Origin of the sequence: Streptomyces sp. NBC_00986 (assembly GCF_045162565.1) — a bacterium.
Lineage (GTDB): Bacteria > Actinomycetota > Actinomycetes > Streptomycetales > Streptomycetaceae > Streptomyces.
The window spans coordinates 5,028,459-5,043,099 of record NZ_CP108733.1; the positions used below are offsets into that span (position 1 = coordinate 5,028,459).

Genomic DNA, 14,641 nt, shown 5'->3' on the forward strand with positions numbered 1-14,641 from the left:
CGGAATCCCGTGGGGGTACTTTTCGCCTGCCCCCGATCCGGAGCGGGCATTCCGCACGTACACAGAATCCCCACATTTCGCGGCCTAGGTCGTGCAGCCCTTCTGCCCCGACGCCAGCGTCACGCACGCCTTCGCCTCGCCGGCGTCCTTCACGGCCACCATCGGGGTGTACGCGATGGCGTCATCGGACGCCGTGATGCTGTCGGTCTCCTTGGCGGTCCCCGCGCTGACCTGCACCGAGTCCCCCGCCACCCCCGTGGTGATACGGCCCCAGGCGGCGCCGCAGGTCTTGCTGTAGCGGACCTCGACGACGGTCGTACCGACGGTCGCGGTCTTGGCTGTGGTCACCGCACCCGCCTCCGTCGTGCAGCCCATCGCCTCGGCGTCCTTGCCGGTGCAGCCGGCGCCCACGCACTTCACTCCGGCCGGCAGATCGGGGTTCGTACTGGCGGACGCGGAGGCCGAGGTGTGCACGGCCCCCGCCTTCTTGTCCCCGTCGCCGTTGCCTTTGGTGAACAGGAATACGGCCCCGATCACGACCAGCACCCCGAGAACCCCGGCCCCGAACATCAGCGCCCGCCGCTTGGCCCCGCCCACCCCGGCGGGCGGGGCGGGCCGAAGCTGTTCACCTTTCGGGATCGTCGTCTCGGGCTGGGGCTTCACGGCAGCCTCTTCGGCACCGGACTGCTTCGGTCCCGAATACCCCGCCATCCCCCACGAGTTGGCAACCTTCGACGGACCTTCTCGTACGTCGCTGTCGGGCGCCGCCGGCTGTGGCGGCACCGTCGGGGACACTCCCGCCGGGCCCGCGATCCCCGGGGTCGCGGTGACACTGCCGCCCCCCTTACGGGCCGGCTTGCCGCCCTTCGTGGGTGTCGCGGGTGCCGGGGCCACCCCGAACTCCCCCAGCGCCGCCCGCGCTTGGGAGACCCGGATCGCCTCCATGGTCATGTCGTGCCGCATCTCCGAGCGGCTCCAGGAACGCTCGGCGAGCTCCCACATCGTGGTCAGATGAACGGGGTTGGTGCCGGTGACCTCGGCCAGGGCGATGATCGCGCCCTTCGGTGCGAGGAGCCGGCCGTTGAGATAGCGGTCCCAGGACGTCTTGCTGTAGCCCGTGCGGTCGGCCACCGCCGCGATGCTCAGGCCGCTGCGGTCCACGAGTCTGCGCAACTGGCTCGCGAACTCCCTGACCTGCGGATCGAGCTCATCCGGCAAGGCCCTCCAACGAGGCATTACTTTCCCCCCTCTGCCCGGAATTGCCCACGCTAACGCTGATGTTGGTCGGCTTCGTTGCATATCCGCAAACTTGTCAATACATCGACACAAGGACCACGACTCCCACGACAGCAGTGAGGAGCAGGAGAAGCAACAGCACCAACGTGTACCGGAGCAACCGTCCGCCGGGCCCGCGCTCGGGTTCCCCGGGCGGGGTGTCCCACCACGGAAGGGTCGGATCGTCGCGGTACTCGTCCCCGCCGTCCGCCCGTTCGGGGACCGGCACCTGCCGGGGCCAGGCCTGGACCGCCAACTCCCAGCGCACGCCGATGCGTTCGGAGTCGACGCCGGCGACCCGGCACAGGGCGACCACGGCCTGCCGGGGCGGGGGCTGGGTGGCGTTGAGATAGCGGTGCCAGGAGGACTTGCTGTACGCGGTGCGCGCGCCGAGGGCCACCAGGCTCAGGCCGGTGCGGTCCTTGAGGAGGCGCAGCTGTTCCACGAAGTGCCGTACCTCCGCCGGCAGTTCGTCCGGCAGCGGCTGCCAGCCGCCCATCGCACCTCCCCGGTGTCCCGCGCGTCCCCTTGCGCCCGCTCCGAGCGAAATGACGACACCGGAAGGGGAACGGTTCCCTCGTCGCCGGGCGGTGCGGAGCGCGTAGCGAAACGGTCACCTCCGTGCCACAGCGCGCTGACAGGTATTGAGCGGCACCCCCGCCGGGCGCCACGGTGAATGCAGACGGCGGCGCGTCCTTGCTCGGGGGAGAGGACGGGCCGCCGTCGTGTGTCGCTGACTGCCGGACGCCGCGCGCCGGTTACCGACCACCGGCTACTGGCTACTGATCGCTAGTTGCTGTTGACCGTGTAGTGGAGCGTGTCCTTCAGATACGGGATCGTCAGCCACGGCTTCGGCTGCGCCATCAGCGCCAGCAGGACGATCGCGAGGCCGAGGATGCCGTAGGTGACGATGTCGGTGAAGCGGGAGCGTACGGCGAGCATGCCGACGTCCGGCATGACCCAGCGCAGGACGGCGCCGGCCAGCAGCGCGGCGCCGATCAGCAGGATGCCGTAGCGGAAGACGTCGAAGGCGGTCAGGAGGAGGCCGAGGCCGACCGTGCCGAGGATGGCGAGGATCGGCCACTGGCGGGCCGGGGCCGGGGCGCCGCGCGGGGCGGCCCGGCCGCCGCCCTCGGGGCGGGCGGTGTCCCGGGTGAAGAGGGGGAAGCGGCGGGTGGCGCGGCGCGGTTTGCCGTCTGCGTCGGGCGCGCTGACCGGGTCCACGACCTCGATGTCGTCGTCCGCAGGAGCTACGGCGGCCACGGCGTCCGCGCTCGTACCGGGGTCCGTCACCTCGGTGTCTTTCACGGCATCCACACCCTTACCTGGATCAGGGTCCTTGCTCGCAGGGCTTTGAGGGCTCTCAGGCGACACTGCGCTCCGCCGCCTCGACCACGTTGACGAGCAGTTGGGCGCGGGTCATCGGGCCGACTCCGCCGGGGTTCGGGGAGATCCAGGCGGCGACCTCGGCGACGCCCGGGTGGACGTCGCCCACGATCTTGCCGTCGGCGTTGCGGGAGACGCCCACGTCGAGGACGGCGGCGCCCGGCTTCACGTCCTCGGGACGGATCAGGTGGGCGGAACCGGCGGCGGCGACGATGATGTCGGCGCGCTTGAGGTGCGAGGAGAGGTCGCGGGTGCCCGTGTGGCACTGGGTCACGGTGGCGTTCTCGCTGCGCCGGGTGAGGAGGAGGGGCATCGGGCGGCCGATGGTGACACCGCGTCCGACGACCACGACCTCCGCGCCCTTGATCTCCACGCCGTAGCGGCGCAGCAGGGTGAGGACGCCGTTCGGAGTGCAGGGCAGCGGGGCGGGCTCGTTGAGGACGAGGCGGCCGAGGTTCATCGGGTGGAGGCCGTCGGCGTCCTTGTCCGGGTCCATGAGTTCGAGGATGCGGTTCTCGTCGATGCCCTTGGGGAGCGGGAGTTGGACGATGTACCCGGTGCAGGTGGGGTCCTCGTTCAGCTCACGGACGACCGCCTCGATCTCCTCCTGCGAGGCGGTGGCGGGAAGCTCGCGCTGGATGGACGCGATGCCCACCTGGGCGCAGTCCCGGTGCTTGCCGGCGACGTACTTCTGGCTGCCGGGGTCGTCCCCGACCAGGATCGTGCCGAGGCCGGGCGTGACGCCCTTCTCCTTCAGCGCCGCCACGCGGGCGGTCAGATCGGACTTGATCGCGGCTGCGGTGGCCTTGCCATCGAGAATCTGGGCGGTCATGGACCCATCCTCGCGGATGACGCCCTCATGGTTCCAATCCGGGTACCGAATGATCAGGATGTTGCACTTACACAACGCCTACGGAATGCAACTGGACAAAAAGTCACCCCGAAGAGAACGATGAACGCCGCAGTACTGCGGTAGGTGTTGGGGGGCAAACCGCTCATTTCGTGACGTACCTCCGCGCAATCCGCATCGTCCCCGCATTGCCAACGGAGGAAATCCCGCCATGAGTTACGACCCGAACAACCCCTACGGGCAGCCACAGCAGAACCCCCAGCAGGGCTACGGCCAGCCCCAGGGCCAGCCCGGCTACGGTTACCCGCAGGGCGCGCCCCAGGGTGTCCCGCCGCAGCAGGGCTACGGCTACCCGCAGCAGCCAGCCTACCCCGGGTACCAGCAGGCGGGTTACGGCGCGACCCCGCCGTACGCGAACTGGGGCCAGCGTTTCCTCGGCACGCTGGTCGACTGGCTCATCATGGCCGTGCCGTACGTCCTGTACGTCGTCGGCATGACCAGCAAGAACGGCGCGCTGCTGGGCATCGGCGCCCTCCTCCTCCTCGGCATCTTCATCTGGCAGCTGATCCGCGAGGGCCGCACCGGCCAGACCGTCGGCAAGCAGGCGCTGGGCATCCGTCTGGTCCGCGAGAGCGACGGCCAGCCGCTCGGTGTCGGCATGGCGTTCGTCCGCCGCCTCGCCCACTTCGTGGACGCGATCGCCTGCTACATAGGCTTCCTGTGGCCGGCGTGGGACGCGAAGCGCCAGACGTTCGCGGACAAGATCTGCGGCACGATCGTGATCCGCACGCAGTAGGCGTCGACTCGTCGTACGACGAAACGGCCGCCCGTTCTCGCGGAGAACGGGCGGCCGTTTCGTCGTACGGCACCGGTCAGTCGGCCGGGAGCAGATAGCAGGCCTTGACCGTGCCCTGGACCGGGTCGGTGAACACCGCGTTGGTGCAGGGGGTGCCGCTGGTGAGCGCCTTCTGCTTGTACGTGCTCCCCGCGCCGTACGCGACCGTGCGGGTGCCGGTGAAGGGGCACATGCCGTTCTCCGTGGCACAGAGCGTCGATCCGGCCGGGCCGGTGGTGACGGGGCCGGTGTAGCAGGACTTCGCGACGCCGTAGTCGAGGTCGACGAGCGCGGTACCGGTGCAGGGCGTGCCGTCGGTCAGGGTCCGGTACGAGTAGATGCCGTTCGCTCCGAAGGCCACCGACCGGGTCCCGGTGAAGGAGCAGGTGCCGTTCTCCTGCGCGCAGGAGGTGTAGCCGGCCGGGGTGGCCGCGCCGCCGGGGTTCGCCGCGATCAGGTAGGTGCCGGGCTGGACTCCGGTGAGGTAGACGTGGTCCGCGTCCGCGTGGGCGCCGCCGATGCCGCCGGTCGCGGTGAACGCGCCGTTGCTCCACACCACTTGACCGCCGACCGACACCACGGGAGCGGCTCCGCCGTACGTCGGCACCGCGATCGTGCCGCTGGTGCCGGAGGGCGCGGTGACCTGCATGCCGAACTGGCCGATACCGCTCTCACCTGCCCAGGACACCGCCAGCGCGCCGTGCGGGGTGGGGACCCTGCCCTCGGCCCAGGTCAGGTCGCCCGGGTGGGGCTGTACGGACCAGGTGGCGTATCCGGCGGTCACGGGCCGGGCTCCGAGTACGTAGCCGGACAGTGCCGAGGTCGGGGTGGTCGACCAGCCGTGTGCCAGGCTGGTGGTCTTCCCGCCCGGGGAACCGTCGGTGGCGACGTTCTCCCACATGGTCCCGGTGAAATCGGTCCCCTCGGCGGCCATGTGGCCCCACAGCGTGCCGAGCAGGGACTCGGCGCCGGCCGTGTCGCCCGCGGCCAGCCGGGCCTCGAGTTCGTACCCGCCGGCGAACGGGCTGATCACCGGGCTGTATCCCGCGTCGGAGCTGAACGGCAGGGGGCCGTAGGGAGTGGTCCACAGGGCGGTCTTCAACGCGGCCAGGATCGAGGCGTGGTTCACCGCCGGGGCCACCCCGTACAGGACGGCGAGGGCGTTGGCGTCCTGCGGCACACCGGTGGTCTTGGTGTCACTGATGCGGTAGAGGCCGGTCGCGCTGTCGAACAGGTAGGTGTTGATGGCCGCCTTGAGGGTCGCGGCCCGTTGGGTGTACTGCGCGGCGAGCGTCGACTGCCCCGCGGCGGTGGCCAGTTGGGCTCCGTCGAGCAGTGCCTTGTAGTAGATGAGGTTGTACTCGGTGACCGCGCCCGTCTTCACCTTGTCGTAGTAGTCCCAGTCGGCGCCGGTGGACCCGTCGGTGACCAACAGCCCGCGGGAGTCGACCTCGGTCGCGTTCCAGGCCAACTCGGCCTGGGCGACGGGCCATTCCTGCTGCACGAACGCGGTGTCGCCGGTGTAGAGGTAGTACGACTCCAGGGCGAGCAGCCAGTACATCGAGTACGTCGCCGAGTAGGTACCGGTGGTGCCCTGGATCGCGGCGCCGGTGTGCGGTGCGCTCTGCGGGGGCAGGGCGCCGGTGACGAAACCGCTGGACAGCCGGTAGCTGCCGAGGAGTTGGAGGGCGCCCTTGAGGTAGTCGGTCCGGCCGGTGGAGTCGTACACCGTGGGGCCCTCGACGTTGAGGTCGCCGGACCAGATCGCGCGGTCGCGCTTCGCGCCGTCCAGGACGGATGCCACCGAGTTGACCCCGGGTACGGCGAAGTCGGACAGCGCGGACGTCGTACCGAGCGCGTTGCTGTAGAGGGTGGCGCCGGAGCTGTTCACGACCTTCAGATCGCGGAAGTACGCCTCCTCGCCGGTGTATTCGCGGAAGCCCACCGTGCCGGTCGGGTAGGCGGTGGTGCCGGCCGGGAAGGACGCCGAACTCAGGCTCACCAGGCGGGTGTTGTCCAGTGACACGGTGATGGTCGTGCCGGACACGGTGGTGGTGACGGTGTGCCAGCTGCCCGAGGTCAGCGGTGCGGGGAGCGGAGTGCTGCCGACGCTGGTGTAGGTGCCGTCGTGGAGGTCGAGTTCCTGGAGCGTGTCCGGGGCGCCGCCGGTGTCGTCGTGCGCGTTCAGGATGAACACGTAGCCGTTGTCCGCGTCCTGGCCGCGCACCGCCCAACCCGCCTGGTTGCTCACGATGTTCGTGTCGAAGGTGGTGGTGTAGTCGCCCCACGAACCGCCCTGGTTCAGCAGCCCCACGGTGGGCGGCACGCTGCCGTACGCGTCGAGGACGCCGCCGCCGACCCGCCAACTCCCGGGCAGGGAACCGGCCGCGGCCGAGTCGAGCTGTGCGGTGTAGGCGCCCTCGTACCAGATCTTGTTCAACTGGTCGGAGCTGGACACGAAGTAGCCCTGGTACCCGTCGGCCGTCGTACGGTCGGCGATGTACTGGATCCCGGCGGCGCTGAGCGTGAGCGTGCCGGGCGAGGTGAGGGTGATCTCCTCGTACCGCTCGCCGCCCTGCACCGAGCGGTTGGTGATCGTCCCCGGCCCGGTCACCGTGTACGTGTCCGAGCGGGCCTGGTCGCCCTCGCCCCACGGGGTGCCGTCGTCGCCCGAGGCCGACACGTACCGCGAACTCTCGCTGTACCCCGCCTTGAGCTGCGGCGACCCCGACTCCGCGGAGACCGTGAAGTACGGCATCCCGCCGACGTCCTTGCCGTAATCCAGCACGACGGTCGGCGTCGTCCCCCCGGCCACCAGCGTCAGCGTCGCTCCGCCCGAACCCCCGCACACCAGGTTCGCCGCGCCGCTGACGCTGCCCGACGTGCTCGTCACCGCCGTCGGGCACACGGTCGCACCGCTCGGCGCCTCGACGTAGCTCTGCCAGTCGGGCGCCGAGGGCCACGGCGTGGCGGACACGGCGGCGGACTCGGCCGGTGCGGTCTGTGCGGCCTGTGCCACCTGCGGGAGGCACCAGAGGAGGAGTGCGGCGGTGCCTGCGAGGGCCACCAGGATGCGGTTTCGTCTGCGGCGGGGGACGGTTCGACGGTCAGCGGCCATGGGAGGTCCAGTTGACGAGAAGCGGACGGCGGGCGGCTCACCTCGCCGACTGAATCGTTTCAATCACCGATGTCGCTGGGAGGTTATTGATTCGCCAGGTACGCGTCAATAGATGGGACGGGGCGAGGGGGCGGGGTGTTTCTCCGGTCACCCTCCGGTTCTCGTCCGGTTCCCCTCCGCTCTACGGCAGGAACGGCGGCGGCAAGACTGCCTGTACGCGGCAATGACTTCCCGAGCGGTGCGATGTGAAGATCACCGTTCGTCCAAGTCCCGCTCCCGTGAGGCAGGTTCACCAGTGAGACCCATCCGTCGAGCCGTCCGCCACACCGCCCTGCTGGTCGCGGCCACCGCCGTAGCCCCGGCCCTCTTCCTCGCGACCCCGGCGCACGCGGCCGACACCACATCGACGTCGGCCGTCGTGGCCACGTACTCCCCTGTCGACCCGGCGACAGTGGACACCATGTCGGACGACGACCTGCGGATCGCGGTCCTGCGCATCCTGGCGGACCCCGACTCCGGCAAGGGCGTCACCCGCGAGGCCAACGCGGCCCTCGACGGCACGGTGGACGACCTGCGGACCTTCCTGAAGACCGGTTACCGCCTGGCCCAGGCCGAGGACGACCGCGTCGCCGCCTTCCGCATCCTGGCCGACAAGACGATCAGCCCCGCCCTGCGCGCGGCGGCGGAAGCGGTGATCGACGGGACGCCGGAGGAGTTGCGGTACTTCATCGAGGTGGGCCAGTACGAGGTGGACGGCTGAGGCTTGTCCCGCAAGTGATCTCCGGGTGAGTGTGGACGGGGCAGTGGGCGGTTGGGTCCCGTCGGCCCGTCCAGCGACGGCGAGGCAGAATCTTCCAGTTCTTCATTCGGGCGAAGGCGTGCTCGACCTGGGCGCGCACCTGCTTGTGGGACTTGTTGTGCGTCTGCTTCCAGTCGGGAAGTTCTTCACCTGCGCGGCGCCGGTGGGGCATCAAGAGGCCGGTTCCCGGGTAGCCGCTGTCGGCGATCGTCATGGTTTTGCCGACGGCGGCCTTCGACCCGGATTCCTCCCGTTCGAGACCCCGAACAGCGCGCCGAGCCGGCGCAGCGTCAAGTTGGTTCGCCAGTACGCCGTGACCAGGAGCATTCGGTCCTCCAGCGGTGGGCCCCATGGCCGACCCCGGCGTGCAGCGCCAACTCCCTGCCGTGCTCGGACCAGCCACGCGATGATCATTCCAGTCCTCCTGCCGTCGCGGGTCCCATTTCCTCGGCCCAGCGCCGACTCCAGGCGTCCAGCGGGCTCAGCGCCTCGACAAGGTCCTGGCCGAGCCGGGTGAGACGGTAGCCATCGCCGTCCAGGGCGAGCAGGCGGGCGCCGGACAGTTCCTCGATGCGGGTACTGAGGACGCTGGAGGACATGCGCTCGCATCGGCGCTGCAATTCGCGGAAGCCGGCCGGAGCCTGACTCAGTTCCCACAGGATCCGCATCGTCCAACGCCGTCCGAGCAGGTCGAGTGCGGCCATCACTGGACGACCGGATTCGGATCCCCGTACTGGCACACCCGGACGTGGCGCGCTGGCTTCCATACTCACTCCTTCTCACTCCTTGCGCTTCGGTTGTCGAAGCATCATAGTGATTCGAAAATCGAAGCAGGAGGTGTCGCGATGCCACGCATCGAACCGCTCACCCCGCCCTACACCGCCGACGTCGACCGGGCGCTCCGCCGATGGATGCCGCCGGGTGTGCCGCACGAGCCACTCGCCCTGTTCCGCGTACTGCACCGCAACCCGGAGCTGGCCTCACGAATGTTCGCCCTCGGCGCCGGACTGCTGGGCCATGGACTCCTCCCTGCTGCAGACCGGGAGATCGTCATCGCCCGCGTGACCGCGCGATCCGCCTGCGCTTATGAATGGGGCGTCCACGCCGCGACCCTGGCGCCGCAGGCCGGACTCACCCTGGAGCAACTCCGGGCAACTGCCCAACCCGACGCGGCAGTTCGTGCTCCATGGTCGTCACGCCACACGGCACTGCTCCACGCGGTTGACGAACTGAACGACACGACCCGGCTCACACAGTCCGCCTGGGATGCCCTGCGCATGCACTACGAAGAGGCTCAACTACTTGAACTGCTCGTACTGATCGGCTGGTACCGGATCATCAGTTATCTGGCCAACGGGCTCCTCCTGGAAGAAGAACCCTGGGGTGCCCCGTTCCCCACACGGTGACTACGTTCCGCCCCCGTCCACCACCGCGGCGTTGGCCGGCATCGGCGCCATGGCGATCACGACGCCGACTAGCCTCGCTCTCGCCCGCCGACGCTCGTCCGAGACCAACCCGTAAGTCAGACACACTCATCCCCACACTGGAGGTTCCATGCCCAAGGGCTACTGGGTCAGCGCCTACCGCACCATTTCGGACCCCGAGAAGCTGGCGGCCTACAACAAGCTGGCCGCTCCGGCCGTCAAGGCCGGGGGCGGTCGGGTACTCGCCCGTGGCGGTCGGGTCGTCGCACACGACGCCGGAATCGCCGAGCGCACCATCCTGATCGAGTTCGACAGCTTCGAACAGGCCGTCGCGGCACACGAGAGCGCGGCCTACCAGGAGGCGCTGGTCGCCCTCTCCGACGGCGTCGAGCGCGACTTCCGCATCGTCGAAGGCATCGACTGACCGAGGTCCAGTCGGATCTTCACTGAAGTTCATTGCGGGACAAGCCTCAGGCAGCGCCCGGGAAGAGGAGTTCTCCATGGCCCGTAATGGTCTCCATGGCCCGTAATGGTCTCTATGGCCCTTCGCTCCTATACTCCGGCGCATGCAACCCGTACAGGTCAGACGTGCTGTCGAACAGGACGCCGAGGTTCTCACCGCGCTGGTCCAGGAGTCCGGCGCATACCGGGGGCAGTACGCCACGGTGATCGCTGGTTACCGGGTCACAGCTGAGTACATCGACCAGCACTTGGTCTTTGCGGCAGTGGGATCCACGGGCCAAGTGCTGGGCTTCTACGCCCTGGTGAGGGAGCCGGCCGAACTGGACCTGGCGTTCGTGTCGGATGGGGCTCAGGGCATGGGCGTCGGCCGGCGACTCGTGGAGCACATGCTCGACCAGGCCGCGCGAGCGGGGCTGACCCGTGTGCGTGTCGTGTCGAATCCCCCTGCCGAGCGGTTCTACCTGCGCATGGGGGCCGAGCCGGTAGGAACGCTCCCTCCCTCACCGCCAAAGGTGACGTGGTCACGCCCAGAGCTGCGCTTCACCATCAACACGGCCTAAGCGGCACCGGCCCAGCCGACGAAGGGTGCCCAGGCGGAGGCGGGGATGAGGAGGGCGGGACCGTGCGGGACCTTGGAGTCCCGGACGGGGACGAGGCCGGGGAGGTCATCGCGGACGTCAGGCCCTGAGCTTGCCGTTCCGGTAGTCGTCCGCCGCTTGTTCGACCATGTCCAGGGATGTGTCCGGTGACAGGGCCACCGCCCGGAGCAGGTCGTACGACCGGCGGTAGTCCGTCACCAGGCCCGGGCAGTCGATCAGTTGGCCGGTGTGGAGGCCCTCCGTGTACACCACGGGCGGTGCGTCCGGGAAGGTCATCACCTTGACCATGCCCATCATGAACGGATGGGCCGCCAGCGTTTCCGGGAGGATCTGCAGAACGCCTCGCGTCGAGCGGATCACGTGGGCGACGTGCTCCAACTGGACGGCCATCTCCTCCGACGGCAACAGTGGCCTGCGGATCAGGCTCTCGTGCACGATCGTCCAGATCTCCGGTCGGTCCTCCGCTCGCCAGACCTTGGCCCGGTCCATGCGAGCCTTGACCTGCTTCTCGACGGCTTCGGGCCGCAGCCAGGGGCTACCGATCGTCACGACCTTCCGGGCGAACGCCTCCGTCTGCAACAGCCCCGGAAGCAGCATCGGCCCCCAGTCCTCGATCGAGGCTGCGTGCTTCTCGATCGCCGCGGCATCCGCGAAGTACTCCGCGTGCCCCGACTGCTTCGCCTTCTGTACGTCTTCACAGCGCCGCTCGAAGAAACCGTCGGTCTCCAGCACCTTGTCGACGTGCCGGGCCAGATCCAGCGGCATCCGCCGCTCACCGCGCTCGATCTGACTCAGGAGCGAGATGCCCCGGTAGCTTCCCGCCACCAACTCCTTGAGCGTGAGCCCCGCTGCTTCCCTCTTGAAGCGCAACTCGGCGCCGTAGAAAGAGGGAACGTCCGCCGACGCGTCGGGCTCTTTGCGTACAGGCACGAATCACCACCGTCATTTCCCAGTTCCCGTGTGCAACCCAAACCACTGTCACGGTACGAGATTTGACGCCATGGTGTGAGGGATTCGTCACGGAGCGCACGACGCGCGCAGAGAAAGGCGTACGGGCATGACCAGCCCCTTCTCCCACGAGGCCACCACCGAAGTAGCCGAACTCCAGGCCGCGTTGAAAGCCAACGGGATCATCCTGCCGTCCCTCGGCCTCGATCTGCCCTCCGTCGTCCAGACCTACGGCCCCCCGCTCGTCGAACTCGGCAACTGCAACCTCGACACCGCCAGGGCCCTCACCGCCGCCCTCCGCAAGGCGGCCGACCGGTGACTCCGTTCCGCCTCGAACTCCTCGCCGTACCCAAGGTCGTGCCGGAGGCCCGCCGTGGCGTACGCGCGCACCTCGGCGTCCCGTGTCCCGAAGTCCAGCTCTGTGTCAGCGAGTTACTGACCAACGTGATCCGGCACCTGGGCGAGGGGACCCCGGTGACCCTGACGGTGACCCACACCGACGGCCGTACCCGAATCGCCGTCACGGACCCGGAGCCGTACGCCTGGCTCGTCGTACGCGCGGCCGGGCCGGAGGACGAGAACGGTCGCGGGCTGGTCCTGCTCGACGCGCTCGCGACGCGGTGGGGCGTGGAACAGGGGCCGGAGGGCAAGACGGTGTGGTGCGAACTGCCACCGCCCGGGCCTGCCCCGGCCCCTGTTCCAACTCCCGCTGCGATTCCGGAGGATCTGGCCGATCTCAGTGGAAGAAGTGCCGCGTCCCCGTGAAGTACATCGTGACGCCCGCCTTCTTCGCGGCCTCGACCACCAGCTCGTCACGGACCGAACCGCCCGGCTGGACAACGGCCTTGACGCCGGCCGCGGTCAGGATCTCCAGCCCGTCCGGGAACGGGAAGAACGCGTCCGAGGCCGCGAACGAGCCCCGGGCCCGCTCCTCGCCGGCCCGCTCGACGGCGAGCTTCGCGGAGTCGACGCGGTTGACCTGGCCCATGCCGACGCCGACCGAGGCACCGTCCTTGGCCAGCAGGATCGCGTTGGACTTCACCGCGCGGCAGGCCTTCCACGCGAAGGCGAGGTCGGCGAGGTCGGACGCGGAGAGCGCGTCGCCCGTCGCCAGCGTCCAGTTGGCCGGGTCGTCGCCGTCGGCCTGGAGCCGGTCGGTGACCTGGAGCAGCACGCCACCGTCGATCGGCTTGACCTCGACCGCGTTCGACGGACCGCCCGCGGCCTTCAGCACGCGGATGTTCTTCTTCTTGGCGAGGATCTCCAGCGCGCCGTCCTCGTAACCGGGCGCGACGATGACCTCGGTGAAGATCTCGGCGACCTGCTCCGCCAGCTCCTTGCTGACCGGCCGGTTGACCGCGATCACCCCGCCGAACGCCGACAGCGGGTCACACGCGTGCGCCTTGCGGTGCGCCTCGGCGACATCCGAACCGACCGCGATACCGCACGGGTTGGCGTGCTTGATGATCGCGACACAGGGCTCGGCGTAGTCGTACGCGGCACGGCGGGCGGCATCCGTGTCCGTGTAGTTGTTGTACGACATCTCCTTGCCGTGCAGCTGCTCGGCCTGAGCCAGGCCACCGCCGCTGCCGTCGACGTAGAGCGCGGCCGGCTGGTGCGGGTTCTCGCCGTAGCGCAGGGTGTTCTCGCGCTCCCAGGTGGCACCGAGGAAGTCCGGGAACTGCGACTCGTCGACCGGCGCGTACTCGCTCGCGAACCAGCTCGCCACCGCCACGTCGTACGACGCCGTGTGCTGGAAGGCCTCCGCCGCGAGCCGCTTGCGGGTGGAGAGGTCGAAACCGCCGTTCTGTACGGCGTTCAGGACGTCGGCGTAGCGCGCGGGGCTGGTGACGACCGCGACCGACGGGTGGTTCTTGGCGGCGGCGCGGACCATCGACGGGCCGCCGATGTCGATCTGCTCGACGCACTCGTCGGCGGACGCGCCCGACGCGACCGTCTCCCGGAACGGGTACAGGTTGACGACCACCAGGTCGAAGGGGGCCACGCCCAGCTCGTCGAGCTGCTGACGGTGGCTCTCCAGGCGCAGGTCGGCGAGGATGCCGGCGTGCACCTTGGGGTGCAGGGTCTTGACCCGGCCGTCCAGGCACTCGGGGAAGCCGGTCAGGTCCTCGACCTTGGTGACGGGGACACCGGCGGCGGCGATACGGGCGGCGGTGGAACCCGTGGAGACGAGCTCCACGCCCGCCTCGTGCAGGCCGCGGGCCAGCTCCTCCAGGCCGGTCTTGTCGTAGACGCTGACGAGCGCGCGACGGATGGCCCGCTTGCCGCTCTCGATGTTCTCGGCGGTCACTGGATAACTACCTTTCGTCCCTCAATGCGATAGCCGTTGCGGGCGAGCCGCCCCACGACATCGACGAGCAGCGTGCGCTCGACTTCCTTGATGCGCTCGTGCAGAGCGCTCTCGTCGTCCTCGTCCCGGATCTCGACCACGCCCTGAGCGATGATCGGCCCGGTGTCGACGCCGTCGTCGACGAAGTGGACGGTGCAGCCGGTGACCCGGGCGCCGTACGCGAGCGCGTCCCGTACGCCGTGGGCTCCCGGAAAACTGGGCAGCAGGGCGGGGTGCGTGTTCACGACCCGGCCGCCGAAACGGGCCAGGAACTCCTTGCCCACGATCTTCATGAACCCGGCCGACACGATCAGATCGGGCTCGTACGCGGCGGTGGCCTCGGCGAGGGCCGCGTCCCACTCCTCACGCGTCCCGAAGTCCTTCACCTTGCACACGTAGGTGGGCAGTCCGGCCCGCTCGGCGCGGGCGAGGCCCTCGATGCCCTCGCGGTCCGCGCCCACGGCCACGATCTCGGCTCCGTACGCCTCGGTGCCGACGGTCTCGACGGCGTCGAGGAGCGCCTGCAGATTCGTACCGGATCCGGAGACCAGCACGACGAGGCGCTTGGCCACGGGCTTGGCGGCCACGGCGGGGC

16 protein-coding genes and 2 pseudogenes are annotated in these 14,641 nt (G+C 69.4%); 7 read left to right on the forward strand and 11 right to left on the reverse strand.

Annotated features, from left to right (window positions below; all coding sequences use genetic code 11):
- Window positions 1-84: 84 nt before the first annotated feature.
- From OG504_RS21950 to OG504_RS21965, 4 genes are all read right to left on the reverse strand, one after another.
- A complete protein-coding gene (locus OG504_RS21950) occupies window positions 85-1,218 on the reverse strand; it encodes a DUF2690 domain-containing protein (protein WP_405991364.1) in 1,134 nt (377 codons plus the stop codon).
- 94 nt (window positions 1,219-1,312) lie between these two features.
- Window positions 1,313-1,774: a helix-turn-helix domain-containing protein gene (locus OG504_RS21955; RefSeq protein ID WP_405991365.1), complete on the reverse strand. Its 462-nt coding sequence runs from the start codon at window positions 1,772-1,774 to the stop codon at window positions 1,313-1,315.
- 290 nt (window positions 1,775-2,064) lie between these two features.
- Window positions 2,065-2,538, reverse strand: coding sequence for a DUF3017 domain-containing protein (locus OG504_RS21960; RefSeq protein ID WP_405996401.1), 474 nt, complete (start codon window positions 2,536-2,538; stop codon window positions 2,065-2,067).
- Window positions 2,539-2,638: 100 nt separating this feature from the next.
- Window positions 2,639-3,493, reverse strand: coding sequence for a bifunctional methylenetetrahydrofolate dehydrogenase/methenyltetrahydrofolate cyclohydrolase (locus OG504_RS21965; protein WP_033280120.1), 855 nt, complete (start codon window positions 3,491-3,493; stop codon window positions 2,639-2,641).
- 229 nt (window positions 3,494-3,722) lie between these two features.
- Here OG504_RS21965 and OG504_RS21970 point away from each other — a divergent pair, with 229 nt between their 5' ends.
- The gene (locus tag OG504_RS21970) at window positions 3,723-4,307 is read left to right on the forward strand and encodes an RDD family protein (protein ID WP_405991366.1); all 585 of its coding nucleotides are present in this window, start codon (window positions 3,723-3,725) and stop codon (window positions 4,305-4,307) included.
- 76 nt (window positions 4,308-4,383) lie between these two features.
- On the opposite strand, the gene OG504_RS21975 is transcribed toward OG504_RS21970, so the two are convergent.
- The gene (locus OG504_RS21975; RefSeq protein ID WP_405991367.1) at window positions 4,384-7,464 is read right to left on the reverse strand and encodes an alpha-L-rhamnosidase C-terminal domain-containing protein; all 3,081 of its coding nucleotides are present in this window, start codon (window positions 7,462-7,464) and stop codon (window positions 4,384-4,386) included.
- Between the two features lie 295 nt (window positions 7,465-7,759).
- Between OG504_RS21975 and OG504_RS21980 the strand changes: the two genes are divergently transcribed.
- Window positions 7,760-8,224, forward strand: a complete 465-nt coding sequence (locus OG504_RS21980; RefSeq protein WP_405991368.1) for an ALF repeat-containing protein — start codon at window positions 7,760-7,762, stop codon at window positions 8,222-8,224.
- On the opposite strand, the pseudogene OG504_RS21985 reads toward OG504_RS21980, so the two are convergent.
- Together OG504_RS21985 and OG504_RS21990 are read right to left on the reverse strand one after the other, a co-directional pair.
- Window positions 8,190-8,677: pseudogene (locus OG504_RS21985) on the reverse strand (transposase family protein). The gene OG504_RS21980 and the pseudogene OG504_RS21985 overlap by 35 nt on opposite strands.
- The gene (locus OG504_RS21990) at window positions 8,674-9,030 is read right to left on the reverse strand and encodes a winged helix-turn-helix transcriptional regulator (RefSeq protein ID WP_405991369.1); all 357 of its coding nucleotides are present in this window, start codon (window positions 9,028-9,030) and stop codon (window positions 8,674-8,676) included. Before OG504_RS21990 ends, OG504_RS21985 begins: the two are co-directional and overlap by 4 nt.
- Before the next feature lie 78 nt (window positions 9,031-9,108).
- Here OG504_RS21990 and OG504_RS21995 point away from each other — a divergent pair, with 78 nt between their 5' ends.
- The 3 genes from OG504_RS21995 to OG504_RS22005 all read left to right on the forward strand — a co-directional run bounded on the left by OG504_RS21995 (window position 9,109) and on the right by OG504_RS22005 (window position 10,709).
- On the forward strand, window positions 9,109-9,669 hold the full coding sequence (locus OG504_RS21995; protein WP_405991370.1) for a carboxymuconolactone decarboxylase family protein: 561 nt from the start codon (window positions 9,109-9,111) through the stop codon (window positions 9,667-9,669).
- 148 nt (window positions 9,670-9,817) lie between these two features.
- Entirely contained in the window at window positions 9,818-10,111 is a 294-nt protein-coding gene (locus tag OG504_RS22000; RefSeq protein WP_405991371.1) for a DUF1330 domain-containing protein, read from the forward strand.
- Window positions 10,112-10,253: 142 nt separating this feature from the next.
- Complete coding sequence (locus OG504_RS22005) at window positions 10,254-10,709, forward strand: GNAT family N-acetyltransferase (protein WP_405991372.1); 456 nt, start codon at window positions 10,254-10,256, stop codon at window positions 10,707-10,709.
- On the opposite strand, the pseudogene OG504_RS22010 reads toward OG504_RS22005, so the two are convergent.
- Window positions 10,706-10,804: pseudogene (locus tag OG504_RS22010) on the reverse strand (DUF397 domain-containing protein); the annotation flags it as partial. The gene OG504_RS22005 and the pseudogene OG504_RS22010 overlap by 4 nt on opposite strands.
- Before the next feature lie 22 nt (window positions 10,805-10,826).
- Window positions 10,827-11,678, reverse strand: coding sequence for a Scr1 family TA system antitoxin-like transcriptional regulator (locus OG504_RS22015; RefSeq protein WP_405991373.1), 852 nt, complete (start codon window positions 11,676-11,678; stop codon window positions 10,827-10,829).
- Between the two features lie 127 nt (window positions 11,679-11,805).
- On the opposite strand from OG504_RS22015, the gene OG504_RS22020 reads away from it, so the two are divergent.
- Window positions 11,806-12,015, forward strand: a complete 210-nt coding sequence (locus OG504_RS22020) for a hypothetical protein (RefSeq protein WP_405991374.1) — start codon at window positions 11,806-11,808, stop codon at window positions 12,013-12,015.
- Entirely contained in the window at window positions 12,012-12,461 is a 450-nt protein-coding gene (locus tag OG504_RS22025) for an ATP-binding protein (RefSeq protein ID WP_405991375.1), read from the forward strand. Before OG504_RS22020 ends, OG504_RS22025 begins: the two co-directional genes overlap by 4 nt.
- On the opposite strand, the gene purH is transcribed toward OG504_RS22025, so the two are convergent.
- Together purH and purN are read right to left on the reverse strand one after the other, a co-directional pair.
- Window positions 12,433-14,007, reverse strand: coding sequence for a bifunctional phosphoribosylaminoimidazolecarboxamide formyltransferase/IMP cyclohydrolase (purH, locus tag OG504_RS22030; protein ID WP_405991376.1), 1,575 nt, complete (start codon window positions 14,005-14,007; stop codon window positions 12,433-12,435). The two genes, OG504_RS22025 and purH, sit on opposite strands and share 29 nt — an antisense overlap.
- Window positions 14,004-14,633 (reverse strand): phosphoribosylglycinamide formyltransferase, encoded by a 630-nt coding sequence (gene purN / locus OG504_RS22035; protein ID WP_405991377.1) that lies wholly within the window; start codon window positions 14,631-14,633, stop codon window positions 14,004-14,006. Before purN ends, purH begins: the two co-directional genes overlap by 4 nt.
- Window positions 14,634-14,641: the final 8 nt, after the last annotated feature.